Origin of the sequence: Caldanaerobius polysaccharolyticus DSM 13641 (assembly GCF_000427425.1) — a bacterium.
GTDB lineage: Bacteria > Bacillota > Thermoanaerobacteria > Thermoanaerobacterales > Caldanaerobiaceae > Caldanaerobius > Caldanaerobius polysaccharolyticus.
The window spans coordinates 358,781-380,636 of sequence record NZ_KE386495.1; the positions used below are offsets into that span (position 1 = coordinate 358,781).

Here is a 21,856-nt window from a genome sequence, read left to right on the forward strand (position 1 = left end):
CTTCACTTAGTCCTTTGAGTTTTTCTGGATATGAGCTGTACATATCCTTTTTCATCCAATGCAAGAAGATCTTCAATATTCCTTGCATTGATTGTAATACTATCACAACACTTCTCACATGTCAATAAAACGGCATTGCTCATCAACCTCAAAAACAAATCAGGATTACCGCACGAGCACTGAATATTGCCTTTATGGGCGTAATCGTGTATCTTATCTAAGATTTGTATCATTATATCCTGGTTGACAAACTGGCTTTTAAGCCCCATTTCCTCTGCTATTATATTTAAATCGCTTTCAAGCTTCTCCAGCATTTTTACCACCGATTCCTGGCTGCCAACATAAAATAAATTCTCTTTGGAATAAGGGCATACTACGCTTTTTAATTTAAACAGGTCACCAATAGCAAAAGAATAACTATGGATACAACCGCAGTCAAAACACGATACTCTAAAAATACAATTTTTCTCTTTCCTAGCTATAATTATACGGCTGTTTTCGCAATCGCATTTCAGCTTTACTACCCTCTCTGGAGATACATCAAAAAGATTTACCTTGTTGACGTTAAGCCTGCCACAGACGCCACACTTATATCCTATTGTTATGACAGGTACCAATACGGGCATTTTTCCCCTCCCAAACCGTAATGCTTTTAGTTTATATATTCTACATCTGCTGTAAAATTCCTTTATTGCCCGCAACTATTCTATCATGTTTCTCAGATCATCCACGTCAAAAGGCTTTTTCAATACGCTTACAAAAGGAGGCACCTTATCTTTGATATCCCATATGTCATACGCTGTCATGAGGATACACTCCATATCAGGGTATTGGCTTTTAACCCACTTTAACAGCTCCAGTCCGTCGTTTTCGCCTATATAAAAATCAAAAATCCCTATATCTGGATTGGTCCTCTTTAAGGCGTCTTTTAACCCGTCCTCATCGTGAGCTACTTCTATATTGTATTTTTCTTTAAACAACTCTTTTATGATAAAGCACAGGGCTTTTTGATCGTCTACCACTAACATGTTTTTCTTCATCGCTTTCCCCTCTTTATCAGCAAATACTGCTCAAAAACTACTACATATATATTTCTCCTTAAAATTCAAAAAACCTTTTTATGTCAAGTTTCATGAACTAGCTATAAACTCCCTGGTGCTCTCGCGTACAACCAATTGTGTGGGTATAATAGTGACCGGCGCTTTAAAGGACTTATCGTTTATCATGTTTATTAATGACCAGGCAGCTGCTTTACCCATCATCGCTTTGTCTTGCCTTACAGTGGTAAGCGATGGCGTAAATATCTTAGCAGACCTTATATCGTCAAATCCCACTACTGAAATGTCATCAGGAACTTTCATACCGTGCTCGTTAATAGCGCTTATAGCGCCAAACGCCATCTCATCGCCGGTGACCACCATGGCAGTAGGCAAACTGCCTTTTTTAAAAATCTCGTTCATCGCTGTATATCCGCTTTCCCTGCTAAAATCCCCCTCTTCGATCCAGTCGTTTACAACGCTTATATTATGCTTTTTCATAGCGTACATAAAGCCCTTATAACGTTCCTTTGCAGGGTATATATCCGCAGCGCCGTTTATTAAGCCGATCTTTTTATGTCCCAGTTGTACCAGGTAATCCACTGCCTTTATAACGCCACCGTAATTGTCAGAGGTTACATAGCCGCACTTTTTCCCACTTATAGGAATATCTATGCCTATACAAGGTATTTCCCTGACGATAAGCTCTTTTATATACGGATCGTCATCCTTAAACCCAATTACCAAAATCCCATTTAAGCTGTACTGTTCACAATAACTGACATAAGATATGTTTTCCTTTTTAATCTTGTACACATTTAAAAAGAGTATATTATACCCTTGCTCTTCCACAGTACGCTTAAAGCTCATTATTATTTCATTAAAAAATTCGTTCTCATAATCCCTCCAGACATCGTAAAGCAATCCGATAAGCCAGGACTTTTTGGTACACAATACCCGGGCAATCTGATTGGGCTGGTAATTAAAACGTTTTATTACCTCCATAACTTTTTCCCGGGTTTGTTCGCTTATGTCTTCGTATCCATTTATCACCTTAGAAACCGTAGAAACCGAGACCCCTGCCTCTTTAGCTATAGTTTTTATATTTACAATATGGATTACCCCCTTTGCAGTAAACGTTGTCTGATCTTTTACATATATATTACAAAAAAAATAAAGGGATTGCAACATTTATCCCTTTGCAGTACGCTCGTACTTGCCCAAAATATCCACTATATCAGAAAGCACTGCGTCACCTGTGGGCATCTGTCCGGCTCCATATCCTACAAAAAACTGCTGTCCAAAACCATCCCCTTTTATCACTACAGCATTTTCTACCCCGTTTACCTGTCCAAAAAGGCTGTTAACAGGAAAAAACTCCGGCTTAACGCCTGCATTTATTTCATCGCCATTCTTTTTAGCCCACGCATAGAGTTTAATCCTTTGACCTCTTGCTTTGGCCTTTTCTACATCTTTCTTAGAAATACCGGCTATACCTTCTACCTCTATGTCTTTTACATCCATATCAATGTCAAACACCTCCCTTATGAGTATCATAAGTTTAAACAGCGAATCGTAACCCTGTACATCATAAGATGGATCGCTTTCGGCATATCCTAAGCGCTGGGCTTCTTTAAGGGCTGTACCATAATCCCATTTATTGAGTTCCATCTGCGTAAGTATATAGTTGCACGTGCCATTTAATATACCTCCTATGTAATCAATCTCGTCGGTGATTTTAAAACGCCTTACCTGACGTATCACCGGTATAGCTCCCGCCACTGTAGCTTCATACCTTAAATCCACCCCATAGGACTTGGCCAATTGCAAAAGCTCTCTACCATGTTTTGCTATTAATTCTTTGTTGGCTGTTACTACATCCTTCCCGCTCTTTATAGCCTTCTCCACGTATTCTCTCGCAGGGTAAACGCCACCAATAGCTTCTACTACTAAATTTACACCATCATCCGAGAGAATATCATCGGCTATTGTGGTAAATAAACTGTCGTTTAATGGCACGGCTCTTGTTTTCTTAGGATCTCTTATCAGTACTTTTTTTACAAATACATCACATCCCATTTTATCTCTCATGTTTTGCTTTCTCAGTTCAACAAGCCTGTATACCCCTGAACCCACCGTGCCAAAACCTAAAAGCCCCACTCCAATCCTCATCGCAAAACCTCCTGAAAGAATTTATTATTTAAAAAAGCTCCCTTCGATGATGAAGAGAGCTTTTTCTTGCAAAGCTATCCTCTCATCTCTCAGGTTTCCCTGCAGGATTTGGCACCAGACGCACTTATGTGCCGGCTGCCGGGTTTCATCGGGCCAGTCCCTCCACCGCTCTCGATAAGAGTAGCTTTTATATTCAATTGTCTCATTAAAGTATAAACTTTTTATTGCAACTTTTCAAGCACTTCTTTGGCGTATTCTTTAGCGGTAAATAAAGAGTGATCTCTGTAATTGCCGCACTGAACTTCGTTGGTAGCTGGTACTTCTTCTTCCTTTGTGTTTATAATCCTTTCCAGGACCTTTTTCAACACACCTTCAATTTCCTTTTCCGGCGTATCGCCGAATTTGATCATATAAAATCCTGTACGACAACCCATAGGCGATATATCTATTATACCTTCCATGTAATCCCTGAAATAAACAGCAAACAAATGCTCCAGGGTATGAAGCCCCCCTGTGGGTATTGCATCCATATTGGGCTGAACAAGCCTTATATCGTATTTAGCTATCACATCGCCTTTAGGTCCCACCAACCGCCCGGCTTTTCTCACATACGGAGCTTTGACAGTTCTATGGTCTAATTGAAAACTCTCCACTTTAACCTCCATGGCGATCCCTCCTATCACTACAATTTTATCATATATCTATCAATTTAACCACATCTCTATTAGCATTAAGGACGCACCTTTCTCTCAGCTCTTGCGAGCACCCCTAGTGGAATTACAACGCTAACTTATTATATCACTATGGGCTGAAAAATACCATAATAACAGCTATTTAATACATTTGTAACACAATAATAATATTGCCTTAACTCATTTAGCAGGCTGTTTTGATATAATCTCATCAGAAAGGCAAACTACTGGAGAGTGTTACAATGATAAAGAAAATCACCGTAATTCTATTGTTGCTATTTACCTTAGGCATCACCTCATCCTCTCAGAGGATTTCTCAAAATCCAAGCAATATGCCGGTAATAAACAATGTCAAAGAGGAGGAAAAAGCAATCCCTCTGAAAAAAGTGGAAATACCTAAGGAAAAGAGCGCAACACCCGATGATGAGGCAAAGTTAAGAGAGCTAATGTTTGGGCCAAGGTTACAGCAAATACCTAAATTATTAGGTTCGCACCCAAATAGTGAAAACAACATCGCCATCACTTTTGACGATGGGCCCAGCTACGCCTATACCGCAAAATACATTGAAATATTAAAACAATACAACGCTAAAGCCACGTTCTTTTTAACCGGTGAAAATGTCGAAAAAAATCCTGGCCTCGTCAAACTGATAGCCGACAACGGGTTCGAAATCGGCACTCATTCCTATAGCCATGGAGATATGGCCAAGATGTCACAGGAAGAAATAAAAAGGGAGTTATGGCGTTCTTCGCTTTTAATTCACAAAATAACAGGTCAAAAGGTTACCCTGTTTAGGCCACCTTACGGATCTGTCAGCGACAGCTTAAAAATCGCATGCCAAGACTTTGGCCTTCGCATAATATACTGGAATGTAGACCCTAGAGATTGGGAAAACCCGGACTACTGGACTATTGCAAACCGCATAGCAAAAAACGCCCACAGCGGTTCTATTATTTTAATGCACGAAGGGCGCAAAAATACCCTTAAGGCTTTGCCTTATATACTGCAGTATTTACACAGCAAAGGCTACAAACTCGTCACTATAAGCGAACTGCTAAGCCACTAATAGGAAACGCCTTGTGACATATTTCTCCATATTCCCCGGGAAATTGACAGTGGTATAATAAATAGTATAAAATAGATAATGCATGTCCAAGAGGGAGGGAAGGCCGTCAAGGGTGCGGAAATGAAAAGCTATAGAAAAGAATTATGGTTTGAAACAAAAAAGCGAAGAGAATTTATAAATATCACGCCCATGATTGAAGAATGTGTAAGAGAAAGTGGAATCAAAGAAGGACTGTTGTTGTGCAACGCTATGCACATAACGTCCAGTGTATTCATAAATGACGATGAAAGTGGACTCCATCAGGATTTTGAGAATTTTTTGGAAAAATTAGCCCCTGAAAAACCCTATGAGCAGTACCACCATAATGTATTTGAAGACAACGCCGATGCTCACTTAAAGCGCACGATAATGGGCAGAGAAGTGGTGGTAGCAATTACCAACGGCAAACTGGATTTTGGCCCATGGGAGCAAATTTTTTATGGTGAATTTGATGGAAAAAGAAAAAAGCGCGTACTGGTAAAAATAATAGGAGAATGAAAAAGGACCTCCATTTCCATCTTGTATGTGGATTTGGAGGTCCTTATCTTTGGAGTAAAGCCACACTCTCCACGTGGCACGAGAGGACAGAATAAATGTCATTTGAGATATGTCCGTTCTCGGAAACATATCTATCGCAAATTTTGCACTTACGGTAGACGGGAACGCGTCGACTTAGCAAAATCAAATTAAGAAAATCTCATTTACGCTCTTTCACTTATAATTTTCCAAATAACAAAAATCAATATGACAGTTATTGCTGCTAACCATAAAGAAATATTCACTGCAATGGTTCTAAAGTATACATTACTCAATATCATAGCTACCAAAACAGCTGCAGCAATAAACCACGCTTTTAAAAAAGAAACTACTTTTTTTTCTTTCTTTGCACCAAATGCTGTTTTAGTAATATACAATACAATCACATTTGCTATAAGGATAATTGCAAGTCCATTTATAATATCCCCAACGGTTAAGATAAACTCAAACCCAGCTTTATTTGAAATTAAGCTAATTATAAAGTTTTTAGCTAAAGAAATAACACCTAAAACCCATAGTGCATGAAGAGACATATCTAAAAAATCCATCACCTTATCTTTTTTTGTCTTCTTAGGCATAGCTTCGATAATCTGATCACAGATTTCCTTATATCTGCCTCCCATGACTTTTTTAATATTATCGCCTCGTTGCTGACCATCAATAATTAGTTCAATAATATCTCCTCTTACAACTTCTTGATTGTACTCTGATAAATCAGAACCCCGTAAGTAGACAATCATATTTGTATAAATTTCTTTGTTTTCATCAAATATCGCTTTTTCCCTATTATTATTTTTCTTTAATAATTCCTTTGCTAATTTATTCATGTTCTTTTCCTCCCATAAATAATTGATTAACCGCATGATCTAGTTCTTGCCAGTTAACTTTAAATTCACTTAGACTAATAACCCCCTTCTCAGTTAAATGATAATATTTGCGCTTCGGTCCGCTATTAGAGTCTTGTAAAGTAGCTTTCACAAGTTCACTTTTCTGTAGGCGCAAAATAATAGGATATATTGTTCCTTCAGATATCTCTCCAAATCCATATCGCTCTAACTGTTTCGAGATTTCATATGCATAAGTCTCTTGTTTTCGGATTATCTCTAAAATGCATCCTTCTAACACACCTTTTAACATTTGTGAAGGAATCATAATAAAACCTCCCATTTAGTATCTTGCAATGCAATATACAGGTATATTGTATTGCAAGATACTAACTTTGTCAAGTTTCTTTTTGCTCACTCTAAATGATAACATCATTCTCAATAAATTGATTTTTTATGAGCTATTAATAAAACGAAACCGCCAATCAAGAGAATTCATCTCCTGATCAGCGGTCAGCTCAATATATTAAATTCAATATCACCAATTTTTACATCTATCCTATCTCCACAACTCTATGACGTTATCTATTCTATCAACTCGACCCTACTTCATTTTTCGGTTCTTTTTCTATCCATCGATATGTTCCCGCGGACGCATTTAAAACTATACGTCGAGTAGACAAGATAAGTATAATCCTGCAAACCCAGTAAGTTCAAGGCTTACACCCTTGACATCAATGTTACGCATTCCACATGAGGAGTATGGGGAAACATGTCCATGCATTTTACCTTTTTTACTTTATATCCTTTCTCCTCTAAAATTCTCAAATCCCTGACCATGCTCTCGGGGTTGCAAGACACGTATACGATCTTCTCAGGGCTGAATCCGCATATGTCATCTATAGCCTTAGGGCTAACACCAGATCTAGGTGGGTCCACCACCACTATATCAGGACTGTCTTGGATTCGCGTCAAAGCCTCAGCTACATCCGCTGCGTAAAACACACAGTTGTCAAGGCCATTTAAGCGGGCGTTTTCATAGGCAGCTTCCACAGCCTCATTTACTATTTCCACACCTATTACCTTTCTAGCCCACGGTGCCATAACAATGCCAATAGTCCCTGTACCGCAGTACAGATCAAAAACCACCTTACCAGACAGATCCCCTGCCAAATCCTTTACTATGCTATACAGCGCCTCTGCTCCATACGTGTTGGTCTGGAAAAAAGAAAATGGGCTTATCTTAAACTTAAGGCCAAGCAACTCCTCTACGATATAATCCCTGCCGCACAAAACTTCAAGCTTTTCGCATATAACAGCATCTGATAACTTGTCGTTGTACGTATGCAAAATGCCAACTACATTGCCATTTAGGCGCAGCTTTTTTACCCTGTCAGCAAATTCACTTAAATCTGCGCTCAGTTGAGTCGTCGTGACCAGGTTTACGAGTATCTCCCCCGTTTTTAAAGCCTTTCTCACTACCAGATGACGCATATAACCGCTGTGGGTACGGGAATCATAATAAGGCAGGTGATTATCACGGCCATACTCCAGGGCGCATTTTAATATCTCGACATAGTCTTGGTCTACCAACATGCATTCGTTTAAAGGCACTACTTCATAAAACCTTGCCCTTTTGTGCATGCCCAGCGTCAGCTGTCCTTCAGCATCTCTGCCAAAAGTAAATTCCATCTTGTTCCTGTACCCGTTTTCTCTAGGGCTTTCCTTTATTCCCAGGAAATCAAATTGCTTTATGCCCGCACCATCCAGAAGCTTTTTTACCATATCTTCTTTTATTTTAAGCTGTTCTTGATAGCTTACGTTTAAATACATGCATCCACCGCATGACCCAAAAGCCGGACATATACCCTCTCGCTCATATGGTGACCTTTGTATAACGCTCACAGCGCGCGCTTCAACGGTTTTACCTTTTATCCTATTTACTGCAGCCCTTACCCTTTGGCCTTTTACAGCGCCTTTTACTTTTACTTTAAAGCCTTCCACATATCCTACGCCGTATCCAGGGTATTCTACATCAACTACATCCAATACTAGTTCCTGTCCTTTTTTCATACACACCCCTCGTATATTTTAAACCTATATCACGAGATCAAAAAAGCCCGTGCCTTTCCTATGCCAAAAGGCAATAGTGAATATGTTTCCGTAAATCTGCTAAAATCCACAAAGGTGCGCGGGCTTACCCATTCTTCTTCTAATATCCCGGCGATCCTGTGGGGCCCCATGAGGTTAAACAGTGTGGTGGCAGCTACCACTTTGATCTCGTTTCTTCCCTCTCTTAAAAACTCGGTTACATCAAATGCATAGGGCCTCCAGTATTTAATGCCGGCATACTGGCCATTTACGTATAACTTTACGCACGCTGCATTTACATCGCTTAGCTCTAAATAAACCCTCTGCCCTTTTTCCCTGTATTCAAAGCTAGAACTAAACTGAACCTTGCCCGCGTAAAAGGGATACCCCGATGCCGTTAAATCCCTGGAATCTGGCTCGCCCACCTCACTATCTATGGCAAAGCTCCTCCTGTCAAAATCCACAACGGCAAAGTTCCCAACTACGTACACCGTCTCTACCTCTGTAGGCATATGGTGTTCAAAGTCTTTTACCCTCACATGGCATCCAGGACCTGATATGTTGTTGTCCTTCTTGCCCTCCAGCGCCAGCACGTTTAACCCTCTGTGAATATAGCCTTTTAATGGGACCTTTGTGAAATTGACATCTTTCCAGCTCTTTTGGGGATCTAATGATCCCATCTCCCCTGGCTTTTTTAGTGGCTTTACTTCAACCCCATTGATGGTGATTTTATCTAGATTTTCTGCCATTTCAATCGCCGCAAATACATCTCCACAAGGTACGTTTAATACCTCAAATTTGTACTCCGCTCTAAACGGCGTGCCGTCAGGGGCTGCGTAAAAGTACCGATGCCATGCCTTGGCTACCGGTTGGTCTTGTAGCACTTTTTCGCCGTTTAAATACAAAGTCACGTCATTTAACGGCAATACATTTTGCTCTAAGACCTCTACATCCCACCTGTCTATGGTGCTTTGCTGTGCCTTGTCAAATTTAAAAGCTACACCGCTATCTAAAAAAGGTGGTACCGTTGGCGCCTTCATCTCTGATAACGGATAAAAAAGCAACATGCTGCCCGCTGGATATAACTTCACATCCACCTCTCTTCTACCGCTTTTAACCTTGGAAGGTATGGAGTACACATCACCGCTCATAAGGTCTAGAAGATACGGCATCTCTTCTCCAGGCAAAGATATTAAAGCGTCCACTTCTCTCTCTTCATCGGTATTGACTATAAATACCAGCTTACCTTCAGACGCGGTGCGGCTATGGCAATAGACTTTATCCGCGTTGGCCTCTGTCCTTTTGTCTGTAATCCTGATTCTTTCGCTGTAATACCTGTCGACTATCTCCAGCGCCTCATCTACGGAATCAACGCATATAACCTCTCGTGGCAAGTTCATGTCACCGGATATCCCATCGATCCTCTCCGGCACCGGCTTTATAAATATAAGCCTATCAGGCCCAGCTTGCTTTACAAACTCTTTTAGCAAAGCTAATGTAGTGGATCTCAGCGTAAGCGATGGCGGTACCAGCACAGTGGAATACTCGTGTTTCCCTATTATAAGCTTGCCTCTCTCTACCTTTGCGCTGTTTTCCATGATTATTTCGTCGCCGTAGTGAAAGTCCAGTTTTAAGGCCATCAGCTTCTTTGACAACATCTCAAAGGGTTTGTCGTACACGTTGTTCTCCACGGGGAATCCGTGCTTTTTATGAAGAGGAGAGTACTCGCTCCACACGCTGGCTATAGGGTGCACTACCAGTATATCCACATCCCTTTTGCCCTGAGAAACAGCGTAGTTTACCCTGCCTATGTAATCAGCAAACGGGCGCTCGCAATCCCACCATGGTTGCTGATAAAAAAGGTTTGCTGGATAGTCCCTCTTTCTCTCACCCCTCATGGAATAAAGGGATAGATGGGAATTTACAAAGCTTATGCCCAGCACAGCCTGCCAGTCAGCTATCCATTTGCGGTGATAAAAGCTCACCTGCTGTCCCACACAGCCAAATACCTCGCAAAAGGCCCTCTCTTTATCTAACTGGTCTACCGCTGATGTCACCTGCTTTACCGTCACCAGCTGCTGTACATGCCTGCCCAGTTTATCAATTCCGGGCCAGTGCATGAACTGGTAATGGGGCATGGCTGCGCCTATCCACTGCGTCTGGGATATGAGGCTATCTTCTGCCATAAAATGCCCCGTCATCTTGAGGTTGTTTTGTTCACACCAGCGGTAATACTGTTTAGTCCAACTGTCTACAAAAAGCCTCGTCGCAGCATCGTAAAAGTCAAAGCGCACCTTTTTGTAATCCCCTACGTCAAAGAACAACTCTTTCAGGTGATCCTCAATGGAATAGCCTTTTAGTCTTTTAAAGTATTCCGGAAGGCAATCAGACCACGGCACCGCCGGACAAAGGTAATCTCTTTCTCTAAGATAACAGGGCTCATCGGTGAATATCCCCGGTATTTCCTTTCCAAAGTACATCCCTACAGCCTCTTTATACCTTTCGTGGGTGCTATTTATAAATGCTTTTACCGTCTCAGGGTTCATAAGGTCCACGTAGCACGCGCCGTTAAACCACACATCTCCCAGAGGCGATACTCTTTTGCATATGACGTACTCCTCTCCATCCCACTTCACTTGAACGACAGGGGTATCATTTTCTGTAACTTCCTCAGGCTTTACTAAAACCAAAGCGCGGCTCCTATACTTTTCATCTGCTTCGGGGACTTCGCCCCCTGCAAATCCCGAGGGCCACTTGTCTTCGTCATACAGCCACGCATACGTGCCGGTGGCCTTAGCCTCCTCAGCACAGGTCTTTACCATATCCATCCATTCCCTGGATAGATAACCTGTCACAAGGCCAACGCGGGAATGCATAAAGTATCCGCCCCAGCCTTTGTCCGCCATCTCTCTTATCTGTCTCCTAAGTTCGTCCCTGTCCAGCCTGTCATTCCAGCTCCAGAATGGCGCATTTCTGTACATGGCACCAGGGTCTTTAAATTCCTTCAAATCCATTATTTATACTCCCCCTTATTTAATTAAATATAAGCTTTTTATTTCATCGCGTAACATGTAGGTATGATTTCTTCAGGATTTATCAGCACCGCAGAATTATCCCTTGCTCTTAAATTTTCAGATACATCAAAATCCATGACATCCCAAAAATTGCACTGGGACTCCACGTAACTTTCGCCAAAAGCCACAATAATCCTGACTTTATAAACCTGTCCTGGTTTTAACGCTATTTCTTTAATAGGCTTAGAGGTACCTATAATAAAGCACAGCTTTTCATCAGAGACCACAATTAAATTGTTTAAATTTTTAACCACGACGCTATGGCCGCTGATCATGGTAGGATTTACCTTCACCTTGGGAATAAAAACAGTTAAACTCCCGGATATGTTTTCAATATCCACATCCCGTATCAGTGCCCTTTTATTGTCAACCATGGAATCAATGGATACCACCTTTAACTTCGACGTCTTGCAGCCCGTCTCCAGTATATTATATGGGTTTAGATACCGCTGATATACCGGTGTGTATTCTTCCCCTACCTCCAGCGTAATATTGCCACCCGCTTTTGAATCTATAGTAGATGCGAACAAGGGAAATTTGCTCAAGGAAGGGACACAAAGCCAGTCCACGCTCAACCTCTCAGATATGGCAGCTGCCGTTATACCATTGCCAATAAAAGAACAGCCTTTCTTCACCGTTACCACCTCGTGTTCTGCTTACTTTACATAGTTCTCCAGTTCGCCTATGCCTTCAATAACAAATCTTATGGTATCGCCGGGCTTTACAGGGCCAACACCTGCGGGCGTTCCTGTGAGTATAACATCCCCTCCCTTTAGCGTCATCACAGAGGATATAAAGCTTACCAGTTTGTCCACTCCGAAGATCATATCTTTAGTATTACCGCTTTGCTTAAGTTCACCATTGACGTACAGCTTAAGTTCCAATCCGGCAGCAGGGTCCACATCTGTTTCAATCCATGGCCCAATGGGCAAAAAGGTGTCAAAAGACTTAGCCCTTGTCCATTGACCATCCTTATGCTGCAGGTCACGGGCAGTCATATCCAGGGCACAGGTGTAACCCAGGATGTGTTTCTTTGCCTCTTGCTCCGTAACATTTTTTATATCGTCCTTTATTACCACCGCCAGTTCCCCTTCATAGTCCAGCCTCTCGCAACAAGTTGGCTTTACTATCCACTGGCAAGGCCCGATCACAGCAGTAGAAGGCTTTATAAATAAAACAGGCTCCGGGGCCTCCCCCATCTCTTGAGCGTGGTCTTTGTAATTCAGCCCTACGCACACAGCCTTAGAGGGCTTAACAGGAGAAAGCAGCTTTACATCGCCCAGTCTATAGGTTTTTAAGCCTCCATCGGCATCCCCCTCGTATACCACATCGCTCTCTACAAAACCTGTATGCTCCAGTCCCTCATGACAAAAACGCACTATTTTCATAACGCTTTTCCTCCACTATCGATTTTTAGACAACCTGTACCTGCTAAAGGCCCTTGTAGCTACGTCCCCGGCCAATTTCACTTCTTCCACCCTAAAGGCCACAAGGAAGAAAGCGTACACTGCTAAGCCCAAAATTGATGAACCTGCAAAAGAAATACCCCATTTCAAAACGCCTTCAAAAGAAAGCTTTGCTGCCAGCCAATCATTAAAAAAGTATATGGTCACAGCCATAAGCGCGGTAGATGCAAATATCTTGCCTGTAGTTACAAGCATATCTGTTATCCCGATGCCGTTTAACTTTTTCCTTAAAGCAAAGAAAAGTAAAATAGAAGTAAGTATAGCCGCCAGAGAGGTAGACAGTGCAAGCCCTCCTACACCCATTATCCTGACCAGAAACAAGTTAGATACTATGTTGATTAAAACAGCGTATACACCGTATATCATAGGAGTTTTAGTATCCTGCAAGGAGTAAAAAGCTCTATTGATAACGTCTCTTACAGAAAAAGCTGTCATACCCACGGCATAATACAGCAGCGCTAATCCCGTCATATAAGCAGCCTTTTCGTCAAACGCTCCTCTTTTATACACAATGTTTATAATTGGTACCCTCAACAGCATAGTAATAGCTGTTATAGGTATCATAACCATAAATATGGCATTTACGGCCTTTTTAAAAGACTTTTTGTAACTGTCATAATCATTTAAAGAGATGTGCTTTGAAAGGGTAGGGTAGATAACCGTAGAAATGGCCGTTCCGAAGATACCCATGACAAACCCATTAAGTCTGTTTGCGTAGTTTAAAGACGCCACAGCACCTTCTTGCAATCCTGATGCAAAAATCTTGTCTACAACAACGTTGATCTGATTTACCGCAGAACCTATTAAGACAGGCAAAACGAGGATAAGTACCTTAAATACCCCTGGGTGTTTGAAGTTTAAGACAAACCTGTACCGATAGCCCAATTTATACATGTCTGGGATCTGCACCAGGAGCTGTAATAAAGTCGCTATGACTGTAGCAAAAGCTACAGCATATATGCCAAAATCTTTGGTAAATGCCACCAAAGCAATTATAATGACAATGTTATACGGGATCCCTATAAAAGCTGGCATTGTAAAGCGATTTTGAGCTTGAAGTACCCCTGTGGCCACATTGGCAAGCCCAATGAATACGATCATGGGAAACATGATTCTCGTCAACGCCACAGTGAGATAATATCGCTCTCCGACGTAACCAGGAGCGATCAGCTTTACAAGAGCAGGTGACAACACTATTCCACCGATGGATACGATGAAGCTGACCACCAATATTATATTTATTATATTATTGGTGAGGTCATAAGCCTTTTCTCTGCCTTCTCTTGTCACATACTCGGTAAAGACAGGAATAAAAGTAGTACCTATAGAACTGCCTATCAGCTGAAATACCACCAGCGGTATTGTGGTAGCCATAACATAAGCATCAGAAGCGGAGCTGGCGCCAAATTTTGCCGCCAGAACCGTCTCTCTGCCAAAGCCCAGAATTTTGCTGAGAAAAGCCAGTATCATTATTACACCTGCAGCTTTTGCGACTTTTACAGCATCAGACATGATATCCCTCTCTTTTCTTTCGTCTGAATTATATTATACAATTATTCGTGAATTTGTACAAGATCAGAACACTTTTTCAGCGATTTTAACTGCCTCCATAGCGTCTTTTCCGTAAAAGTCAGCACCTATGCTGCATGCATAATCCTGTGTCACTACAGCGCCGCCTACCATTACCTTGCATTGGGTTTTTTCTTTTATCAGCTTTACCGTAACTTCCATGGCCTTTAACGATGTGGTCATAAGGGCACTTAATCCCACAAGCCCAGCACCGCTTTGTACTACAGCTTTCAATACATCCTCAGGTGACACATCTTTACCCAAATCTATAACCTCGTACCCATAATTCTCCAAAAGAGCTCTGACAATATTCTTGCCAATATCGTGAATATCGCCTTTTACAGTGGCAAGGACGATTTTCCCCTTTGATTCGTTAGCTGAGGGGAACTTTTCTTTAATGACGTCAAAGGCTCCCTGGACAGCGCCAGCAGATTTTATGAGCTGGGGCAAAAAGTACTGCCCTGACTCATATCTATCTCCCACTTCATTTAAAGCAGGAACTATTATTTTATCGATTACCTCTAAAGGATGCTTCGTCACAAGTTCCGCCTTTACCGCTTCTATCGCCTGGGCTTTATTCCCTTCCAATATACTCTGGTATAAGCTCTCGTCTGAAATTGCTTCACCTTTTGCGCTCGCGTCGTCTTTTTGCCTTTTACTTTTACCGCCGTATGCTAAAATATATCGCTCGGCTCCTTCGTCTCTGCCCGATAAGACTTCCGATGCCTTTATCACATGCCTGTACTCTTCCACAGAGGGATTTATTATAACAGCATCCAATCCAGCCCCTATAGCCATAGCCAGAAAAGCGCCGTTGAGTTTTTTTCTGTCAGGAAGACCGAAGGACACGTTGCTTACTCCCAATACCGTCTTAACTCCCAGGTTCTCTTTGACAAGCTTTATTGCCTTTATCGTCTCCATCACAGAGTCCTGATTGGAACTGGCAGTCAGCGTGATACAATCAATAAATATGTCCTCAAGAGATATACCGTATTTCAACGCCTTATCTACTATCTTTTTAGCTATTCTAAAGCGCCCTTCCGCTTTTGCCGGTATGCCCTGTTCATCCATGGTTAGCCCTATGACAGCAGCACCATACTTTTTTACCAAAGGAAGTATTGTCTTTATGCTCTCCTCTTGCCCATTTACAGAATTGACCAGTGCTTTTCCCTGGTAATACCTTAAAGCGCCTTCAATAGCCTCGGGATTGGAGGAATCGATGCAAAGAGGTACCCGTACCATCGCCTGCAATTCCAATACCACATCCACCATGGTCTTAATCTCATCGATGCCGGGAACCCCCACGTTCACATCCAGCACGTTAGCTCCCGCTTTGACCTGATCCAGCCCTTCCTGAATCGCTGGGTATATGTCGCCATCCTTTAAGGCTTTTGCCAGTTCTTTCCTTCCGGTAGGATTTATCCTTTCACCTATTATCATCAACGGCGATTTTTCGCTTAACCACACGGTTTTAACAGCAGATGCCAGCGCCGTTATGTCATTCCTCTTTTCCACTTCTGCCATGTCAAGTCCAGATTGGACCATCTTCTTTATATGGGCTGGCGTGGTACCGCAACACCCTCCTATCAGCGACACCCCCGCCCTGGCAAACAACCTGCAGGCGCTGGCGTACTCTTCAGGACCTACGGGGTACACCAGGCGCTCACCATCTACCACGGGCAATCCCGCATTGGGTTGGACAAAAACAGGCACTCTGCTGGCCTTTACCATGTTTTCCACCAACGGTACCATCTCCCGAGGGCCAAGGGAACAATTTATACCAACCCCGTCAACCCCTAAAGAGGACAAAACCACGGCGGCTGTCTCTACATCGGTACCGGAAAGGGTGCGGCCCATTTGATCAAAGGTCATAGAGCACAATACAGGCTTGTCGGTCGCCTCCTTCGCGGCCAGCACCGCCGCCCTCGCCTCATTTAAAACAGACATGGTTTCAATCAATATAATATCAGCACCAGCATCAGACAATATTTTTATCTGCTCATAAAAAGCGTTGTACGCCTCATCAAAGGAAAAATCCCCCACAGGTTGAACCAGCTTGCCCGTGGGCCCTACGGAAGCAGCCACCAATACCCCTGGGTATTTCTCAGCCGCTTCCCTGGCCAGTTTTACCCCTGCGGCGTTGAGCTCCGCAAGCCTATCTTCAAGCCCCCATTCTCCCAACTTAACCCTGTTGCCGCCAAAGGTATTGGTCTCTATGATCTGAGCCCCTGCCAAAATATATTCCTCATGTATTTCCTTAACCACATCAGGGTTCTGCACATTCAAAAGTTCAGGGCATCCTTCTTTAAAACCCATGTTCATAAGCATAGTCCCCATAGCTCCGTCTAGGTACACTATGCCGCTACGCATCAAATCTTTAAATTTCAAATTATCTACCCCCTCGCCCCAATTCTCTCGCTATCTCTATCACCGCGCTTAAACGACCTAACGGCATCACGTGAATTCCATCGGCAAAATCCCTGGCTTTTGTGGCAATTTCCACAGCTATTTTCACGCCACAGGTTGGATCAGCCTTTAACTGGCTCAAAATGTTTTCAGGTATTTTCACCCCAGGTACTTTTTCGTTAAAGTGAACTGCCATCTTATAGGATTTTAAAGGCATTATACCCATTATTATTTTAACGCCTAGATTGCCCACCTTATCTATAAATCTTCTGTAGGCGTCCACATCGTAAACAGGCTGTGTCTGGAAAAATGCAACACCTGCATCGATTTTCCTCTTCATCTTGTCTATTTCCAGATCTATATCAGGGTTTAAAGGATTTAAAACGCCTCCAATCAAAAAACCCGTTTTAGCGTTTAATTCGTTGCCGCTTATGTCAAACCCATTGTTTAGACTGCAGGCTATCTTGGCAAGACCTATGGAATCACAGTCGTAAACACCTGTAGACGAAGGGTTATCGCCCCTTTTAGGATCATCACCGGTAAGGGTCAATATATTGGTAATGCCCAGGGCCCATGCGCCCAAAAGCTCTGATTGAAGCCCCAGGAGGTTCCTGTCCCTGCACGTCAGGTGAAAGATAGTGTCTATGCCCAGCTGCTCGTGTATTATATGGGATAAGGCTATAGGGCTCATGCGCAAATTAGCCATGGGATTGTCGCATATATTTACCGCATCCACGTATCCACGAAGCTTTTTTATCTTCTCCAGCTCATCCCCAAAATCCGGTCCTTTTGGAGATTCTACTTCCGCTGTAATGACGAATTCGCCTTTGTGCAATTTGTCCTGCAACTTATTCATATCTTCCTCCATCTCTCCTATCTAATTTCCCTTATAATGTTTTCCACCTTTACCACAGCCGGTAAAAGCCTGACCTCTACCAGTGCATCGCTTACACACTTCTCCATTATATCATGGGTGAGCAATACGATTTCTGCCTCCTCCCCTTTTACATCTTTCTGTATAATAGACTGGAGGCTAACCCCATGGTCTCCAAAGGCCTTGGCAATTGACGCCATAACACCTGGCCTATCTTTAACCCTTATCCGTATATAGTACTTGCTCACAATACAATTCATATCGATTACAGGTATACTTTCATCGTACTGGCTTTCGACTCTGTTTACAGTGCCTGTTTTTATATTTCTTATGATATCTATAATATCAGCGACCACAGCGCTGGCCGTGGGCATCTGTCCGGCTCCTCTCCCGTACAGCATTATCTCCCCTATGGCATTTCCCTTTATGAAAATACCGTTAAAAACGTCATTAACTTGTGCCAGCGGATGGCTTTTATTTATAAGCGCAGGGTGAACCCTGAGCTCCAGGCCATCAGACCTTTGCCTTCCTATGGCCAGCAATTTTATGGCGTAACCCAGCTCATCGGCATATTTTATATCGATTTTGCTTATTTTCGTAATGCCCTCCGTGTAAATATCCATAACATCTATCCTAGCCCCAAAAGCCAGTGTAGCCAATATAGCCAATTTATACCTGGCATCATATCCCTCCACATCGGACGTGGGATCAGCCTCTGCATAACCCAACTGCTGGGCCTCCTTGAGGACGTCAGCGTATTCTCTGCCTTCATGGGCCATTTTGGTGAGTATGTAATTGGTGGTACCATTTATTATACCTATTATTTCATCAATCCTGTTGGCGGTCAAAGATTCTTTCATAGGCCTTATAATAGGTATACCTCCCGCAACGCTGGCCTCATAGTACACATCCACCCCTCGGCTTTTAGCCAGGCTCAAAATTCGCCATCCTTCTTTGGCCATCATCTCTTTGTTGGCCGTCACCACGTGCTTTTTGTTTTCAATAGCCCTCAACACGTAATCCAGGGTCGGATCTATTCCCCCTATCACTTCCACCACTATATCTATATCCGGGTCATCCAGTATTTCACCAGGGTCTGTGGTAAGCAATTTATTGTCTACTTTTACAGCCCTGCTCTTTGAAGGATCTCTTACCAGCACTTTTTTAATACTCACTTCTTCGCCTGTTCTTTTCTTTATAAGTTCATTATTTTCTTGAAAAATCTTTATAACACCGGAGCCTACAGTTCCAAGGCCCAATATCCCTATATTGATCATAAGCATACCTCCTGGATGTTTATAATATGAGTACATGTGTTTATAGATTAAGTACATAATATCATAAAAAACACCCCAGGTGCAACACCATGTTTAACCTGGGCTAAAAGATACGTCAGGTAAATTTTAAAACTAATAATTGACTTTTAAATAAATTATGATTAATATATAAATGTGAAAATATCATTTATATTAAAGTGAATTATATATAATACGTGTCTCCAATAATAATTATTGAGGTGATTGAATGAAAAAAAGCAATGTAGAAAAAACCTTCGCAATGATCAAACCAGATGGCGTCAGGCGAGGCCTTGTAGGTGAGATAATAAAAAGATACGAACAAAAAGGATTGCGCATAGTTGCGGCAAAACTGATACAGGCAGATAGAGAAACCGCTGAACAGCACTACAGTGAGCTCAAATCGAGATCTTTTTTCAATGAACTGATAGATTATATCACATCAGGCCCGATGATGGTCATGATCTTAGAAGGTGAAAATGCTATTAAAATGGTTCGAATGATAAACGGTCCCACCCATATCGAAGAAGCGCTCCCAGGCACCATAAGGGGTGATTTTGCTACATCCACAGCACATAACATAGTTCACGGCTCGGACAGCTATGAAAACGCTCAAAGGGAAATAAAGTTGTGGTTTCCAGAGCTAGAAGAAAATCAATTAAAGCTATCAGTCTTATAATTAAAAACATCTACATCGCGAAGATGTAGATGTTTTTAATTTCACTTAAAATACACCGGTTGACCGCTCTTGGCTGACTTGTAAATGGCTTCGAGTATCTGGCTTACCACATAAGCCTCTTCTGGCTTGACTACAGGCTCTTTGTCGTTGACTACAGCGTCGATCCATTGCCTTGCTTCCACTTCTCCCGGATCGGAGCTGTTGCCTTCAAAATAGGCAACGCCACCTGTTTCTAACTCGGGCTTGGTGGTGTACAGCCTGCTGTACTTCTCTCCATTGATCCTGAGCCCATCCAGCATATCAGCGCCAGCTTCTGTCCCGCATAATACAGTCATAGCTTCACCTATTTGAAGGGTATTCAAAGCCCAGCTGGCTTCCAGAATAATCGTCGCCCCATTTTTCATCTTTACGAATCCAAAGGCAGAATCCTCTACAGTAAACTTATCAGGATCCCAGGGACCCCACGCGTTAGCAGCGTTTTTCCTGCTCCCCAACTTGTGATATGTAGTACCTACCACCATTTCAGGCTCGTAATTGTTCATCATCCACAATGTGAGGTCAAGGGCATGCGTCCCTATGTCAATCAGCGGTCCACCGCCTTGTTTCTCTTCGTCTAAAAAGCTACCCCAGGTAGGAACAGCGCGGCGCCTTACAGCTAAAGCCTTTGCGAAATAAATCTCTCCCAATTCCCCGTTGTCACAGAGCTGCTTTAAGTACTGCGAATCAGGCCTAAAACGGTTTTGATAACCTATAGTCAATTTTTTACCTGTGCGTTTTGCGGCGTCTACCATCTTTTTGGCTTCTTCCGAGTTTATGGCCATGGGCTTTTCGCACATCACGTGCTTACCCGCTTCCAATGCATCTACAGTGATGTAAGAATGGGCGTCGTTGGTAGTGCACACATGCACCACGTCGATATCTTTCACCTTAAGAAGATCCCTGTAATCTGTAAACACTTCTGCGTCATGGGTACCGTACTTTCTGGCTCCTTCTTCTGCCCTCTCCCTGATCAGATCACAAAAGGCAACCATTTCAACGTTTTCAATCTTAGCGAGATTGGGCATATGCTTACCATTGGCTATGCCACCTACTCCTATAATCCCTACCCTAACCTTTTTGTCCGAACCCATTAGAGAAACCTCCCTGTTAAACGTTATACACAAGCATACAAGACAAGGCAGATTCTTCTCGTATGCTCGATCTTAATCATATCACAACTGTTGGGCGGTTGCAACAACAATATTTTAGATTAAACGCATCCCATCGCTTTAAGGTTTTTAAGGCTTATGCCAAGGCTTTCAAAGGGATCTCTCTGGCATATATCCTGCTCTACTATAAGCCATTCTACACCGGCGTAATCACACGCCTCAATTATGGCCGGCCAGTTTAAGTTGCCTTCTCCTACTTCTGCCATCATCTGCCCATCTTTGCCCATAACCATGTCCTTAAAGTGAACCACCGGCGCCCTCCCCTTTAGCCTCCTTATCCAATCAGCAGGATCTCCCCCTCCGTGCTGCACCCAATAGGTATCTATTTCGCTGAAAAATACCTGAGGATCACTTTCTTCGTACAGTATTTCAAGCCCTGTTTTGCCATCAAATTTTTGAAACTCAAAGCTGTGGTTATGATATACGAATACAAAGCCGGCCTCAGCCAACCTTCTGGCTACCTCTGAGGCTTCTTTTGCAAACCTCTTAAATCCGTCTTTTCCTTCTTTCCTGTACTCAGGTGGCATGCTGCCTACTCCCACGTATTTGCAATTCCAGAGCTTATGCTCTTCTATTACATCCTGCGTCTTATCCCTTAATCGCTCAAAAGAATCGTGGGTTGCGCATATATAAAGTCCTTCCTCATCCGCGATTTCCTTTAACTTTACCGGATCTATAGGGCCAAGGGCTGAAAGCTGAACGGCTTTGTATCCCAGCTGACTCACTTTGTGCATGGTAACCTTTATGTCCTCAGGGGTCTTGGTGTAATCCCTGAGGGTATAAAGTTGTGCGGCTATCTTTGACATAAAAACTCTCCTCCCCTTTA

General features: G+C 42.6%; 20 protein-coding genes and 1 riboswitch. Of the genes, 3 read left to right on the top strand and 17 right to left on the bottom strand.

All coding sequences use genetic code 11. From position 1 onward, the window contains the following. Positions 1 to 2: 2 nt before the first annotated feature. The 5 genes from CALPO_RS0108140 to CALPO_RS0108160 all read right to left on the bottom strand — a co-directional run bounded on the left by CALPO_RS0108140 (position 3) and on the right by CALPO_RS0108160 (position 3,874). Complete coding sequence (locus tag CALPO_RS0108140; RefSeq protein ID WP_026486860.1) at positions 3 to 626, bottom strand: hypothetical protein; 624 nt, start codon at positions 624 to 626, stop codon at positions 3 to 5. Between the two features lie 75 nt (positions 627 to 701). Next, a complete protein-coding gene (locus CALPO_RS0108145; RefSeq protein ID WP_026486861.1) occupies positions 702 to 1,040 on the bottom strand; it encodes a response regulator in 339 nt (112 codons plus the stop codon). A 90-nt stretch (positions 1,041 to 1,130) separates the two neighbouring features. Further along, the gene (locus tag CALPO_RS0108150; protein WP_169736190.1) at positions 1,131 to 2,225 is read right to left on the bottom strand and encodes a LacI family DNA-binding transcriptional regulator; all 1,095 of its coding nucleotides are present in this window, start codon (positions 2,223 to 2,225) and stop codon (positions 1,131 to 1,133) included. A 3-nt stretch (positions 2,226 to 2,228) separates the two neighbouring features. Then, positions 2,229 to 3,209, bottom strand: coding sequence for a homoserine dehydrogenase (locus CALPO_RS13640; RefSeq protein ID WP_035172725.1), 981 nt, complete (start codon positions 3,207 to 3,209; stop codon positions 2,229 to 2,231). 79 nt (positions 3,210 to 3,288) lie between these two features. Beyond that, a riboswitch (SAM riboswitch) is annotated at positions 3,289 to 3,390 on the bottom strand. 40 nt (positions 3,391 to 3,430) lie between these two features. Beyond that, a complete protein-coding gene (locus CALPO_RS0108160) occupies positions 3,431 to 3,874 on the bottom strand; it encodes an S-ribosylhomocysteine lyase (RefSeq protein WP_026486863.1) in 444 nt (147 codons plus the stop codon). 269 nt (positions 3,875 to 4,143) lie between these two features. Here CALPO_RS0108160 and CALPO_RS13645 point away from each other — a divergent pair, with 269 nt between their 5' ends. Together CALPO_RS13645 and CALPO_RS0108170 are read left to right on the top strand one after the other, a co-directional pair. After that, positions 4,144 to 4,968 carry a polysaccharide deacetylase family protein gene (locus CALPO_RS13645; RefSeq protein ID WP_051585930.1) on the top strand — a complete coding sequence of 275 codons (825 nt, stop codon included), beginning with the start codon at positions 4,144 to 4,146 and terminating at the stop codon, positions 4,966 to 4,968. A gap of 120 nt (positions 4,969 to 5,088) precedes the next feature. Beyond that, on the top strand, positions 5,089 to 5,505 hold the full coding sequence (locus tag CALPO_RS0108170) for a secondary thiamine-phosphate synthase enzyme YjbQ (RefSeq protein WP_026486864.1): 417 nt from the start codon (positions 5,089 to 5,091) through the stop codon (positions 5,503 to 5,505). A gap of 203 nt (positions 5,506 to 5,708) precedes the next feature. On the opposite strand, the gene CALPO_RS0108175 is transcribed toward CALPO_RS0108170, so the two are convergent. The 10 genes from CALPO_RS0108175 to CALPO_RS0108220 form a co-directional block, all read right to left on the bottom strand. Then, positions 5,709 to 6,371 (bottom strand): DUF1129 domain-containing protein, encoded by a 663-nt coding sequence (locus tag CALPO_RS0108175; protein WP_026486865.1) that lies wholly within the window; start codon positions 6,369 to 6,371, stop codon positions 5,709 to 5,711. Further along, positions 6,364 to 6,696 carry a PadR family transcriptional regulator gene (locus CALPO_RS0108180; protein WP_013297369.1) on the bottom strand — a complete coding sequence of 111 codons (333 nt, stop codon included), beginning with the start codon at positions 6,694 to 6,696 and terminating at the stop codon, positions 6,364 to 6,366. Before CALPO_RS0108180 ends, CALPO_RS0108175 begins: the two co-directional genes overlap by 8 nt. Positions 6,697 to 7,088: 392 nt before the next feature. Further along, a complete protein-coding gene (rlmD, locus tag CALPO_RS0108185) occupies positions 7,089 to 8,441 on the bottom strand; it encodes a 23S rRNA (uracil(1939)-C(5))-methyltransferase RlmD (RefSeq protein ID WP_026486866.1) in 1,353 nt (450 codons plus the stop codon). Positions 8,442 to 8,470: 29 nt separating this feature from the next. Beyond that, complete coding sequence (locus CALPO_RS0108190; protein WP_026486867.1) at positions 8,471 to 11,473, bottom strand: glycosyl hydrolase family 2 protein; 3,003 nt, start codon at positions 11,471 to 11,473, stop codon at positions 8,471 to 8,473. Between the two features lie 38 nt (positions 11,474 to 11,511). Next, entirely contained in the window at positions 11,512 to 12,168 is a 657-nt protein-coding gene (locus CALPO_RS0108195; RefSeq protein ID WP_026486868.1) for a trehalase-like domain-containing protein, read from the bottom strand. 21 nt (positions 12,169 to 12,189) lie between these two features. Then, positions 12,190 to 12,921, bottom strand: coding sequence for a fumarylacetoacetate hydrolase family protein (locus tag CALPO_RS0108200; RefSeq protein WP_026486869.1), 732 nt, complete (start codon positions 12,919 to 12,921; stop codon positions 12,190 to 12,192). A 15-nt stretch (positions 12,922 to 12,936) separates the two neighbouring features. Continuing rightward, positions 12,937 to 14,511, bottom strand: coding sequence for a murein biosynthesis integral membrane protein MurJ (gene murJ, locus CALPO_RS0108205; RefSeq protein ID WP_026486870.1), 1,575 nt, complete (start codon positions 14,509 to 14,511; stop codon positions 12,937 to 12,939). A 63-nt stretch (positions 14,512 to 14,574) separates the two neighbouring features. Continuing rightward, positions 14,575 to 16,956, bottom strand: coding sequence for a homocysteine S-methyltransferase family protein (locus CALPO_RS0108210; RefSeq protein ID WP_245589930.1), 2,382 nt, complete (start codon positions 16,954 to 16,956; stop codon positions 14,575 to 14,577). Position 16,957: 1 nt separating this feature from the next. Next, positions 16,958 to 17,830 carry a methylenetetrahydrofolate reductase gene (locus CALPO_RS0108215; protein WP_245589931.1) on the bottom strand — a complete coding sequence of 291 codons (873 nt, stop codon included), beginning with the start codon at positions 17,828 to 17,830 and terminating at the stop codon, positions 16,958 to 16,960. A gap of 17 nt (positions 17,831 to 17,847) precedes the next feature. Then, a complete protein-coding gene (locus tag CALPO_RS0108220; RefSeq protein WP_218915193.1) occupies positions 17,848 to 19,122 on the bottom strand; it encodes a homoserine dehydrogenase in 1,275 nt (424 codons plus the stop codon). 250 nt (positions 19,123 to 19,372) lie between these two features. Between CALPO_RS0108220 and ndk the strand changes: the two genes are divergently transcribed. Next, positions 19,373 to 19,822 (top strand): nucleoside-diphosphate kinase, encoded by a 450-nt coding sequence (gene ndk, locus CALPO_RS0108225; protein WP_026486874.1) that lies wholly within the window; start codon positions 19,373 to 19,375, stop codon positions 19,820 to 19,822. A 41-nt stretch (positions 19,823 to 19,863) separates the two neighbouring features. On the opposite strand, the gene CALPO_RS0108230 is transcribed toward ndk, so the two are convergent. Both CALPO_RS0108230 and CALPO_RS0108235 read right to left on the bottom strand, forming a co-directional pair. Further along, positions 19,864 to 20,952 carry a Gfo/Idh/MocA family protein gene (locus CALPO_RS0108230; RefSeq protein WP_026486875.1) on the bottom strand — a complete coding sequence of 363 codons (1,089 nt, stop codon included), beginning with the start codon at positions 20,950 to 20,952 and terminating at the stop codon, positions 19,864 to 19,866. Between the two features lie 119 nt (positions 20,953 to 21,071). Then, positions 21,072 to 21,836: a sugar phosphate isomerase/epimerase family protein gene (locus CALPO_RS0108235; protein WP_035172485.1), complete on the bottom strand. Its 765-nt coding sequence runs from the start codon at positions 21,834 to 21,836 to the stop codon at positions 21,072 to 21,074. Between the last annotated feature and the right edge of the window lie 20 nt (positions 21,837 to 21,856).

Bases quoted from the DNA above. Each gene is read 5' to 3' on its own strand.
- CALPO_RS0108140 (WP_026486860.1), bottom strand. From the start codon at position 626: ATGCCCGTATTGGTACCTGTCATAACAATAGGATATAAGTGTGGCGTC.
- CALPO_RS0108145 (WP_026486861.1), bottom strand. From the start codon at position 1,040: ATGAAGAAAAACATGTTAGTGGTAGACGATCAAAAAGCCCTGTGCTTT.
- CALPO_RS13640 (WP_035172725.1), bottom strand. From the start codon at position 3,209: ATGAGGATTGGAGTGGGGCTTTTAGGTTTTGGCACGGTGGGTTCAGGG.
- CALPO_RS0108160 (WP_026486863.1), bottom strand. From the start codon at position 3,874: ATGGAGGTTAAAGTGGAGAGTTTTCAATTAGACCATAGAACTGTCAAA.
- CALPO_RS13645 (WP_051585930.1), top strand. From the start codon at position 4,144: ATGATAAAGAAAATCACCGTAATTCTATTGTTGCTATTTACCTTAGGC.
- CALPO_RS0108170 (WP_026486864.1), top strand. From the start codon at position 5,089: ATGAAAAGCTATAGAAAAGAATTATGGTTTGAAACAAAAAAGCGAAGA.
- CALPO_RS0108175 (WP_026486865.1), bottom strand. From the start codon at position 6,371: ATGAATAAATTAGCAAAGGAATTATTAAAGAAAAATAATAATAGGGAA.
- CALPO_RS0108180 (WP_013297369.1), bottom strand. From the start codon at position 6,696: ATGATTCCTTCACAAATGTTAAAAGGTGTGTTAGAAGGATGCATTTTA.
- rlmD (WP_026486866.1), bottom strand. From the start codon at position 8,441: ATGAAAAAAGGACAGGAACTAGTATTGGATGTAGTTGATGTAGAATAC.
- CALPO_RS0108190 (WP_026486867.1), bottom strand. From the start codon at position 11,473: ATGGATTTGAAGGAATTTAAAGACCCTGGTGCCATGTACAGAAATGCG.
- CALPO_RS0108200 (WP_026486869.1), bottom strand. From the start codon at position 12,921: ATGAAAATAGTGCGTTTTTGTCATGAGGGACTGGAGCATACAGGTTTT.
- murJ (WP_026486870.1), bottom strand. From the start codon at position 14,511: ATGTCTGATGCTGTAAAAGTCGCAAAAGCTGCAGGTGTAATAATGATA.
- CALPO_RS0108215 (WP_245589931.1), bottom strand. From the start codon at position 17,830: ATGAATAAGTTGCAGGACAAATTGCACAAAGGCGAATTCGTCATTACA.
- ndk (WP_026486874.1), top strand. From the start codon at position 19,373: ATGAAAAAAAGCAATGTAGAAAAAACCTTCGCAATGATCAAACCAGAT.
- CALPO_RS0108230 (WP_026486875.1), bottom strand. From the start codon at position 20,952: ATGGGTTCGGACAAAAAGGTTAGGGTAGGGATTATAGGAGTAGGTGGC.
- CALPO_RS0108235 (WP_035172485.1), bottom strand. From the start codon at position 21,836: ATGTCAAAGATAGCCGCACAACTTTATACCCTCAGGGATTACACCAAG.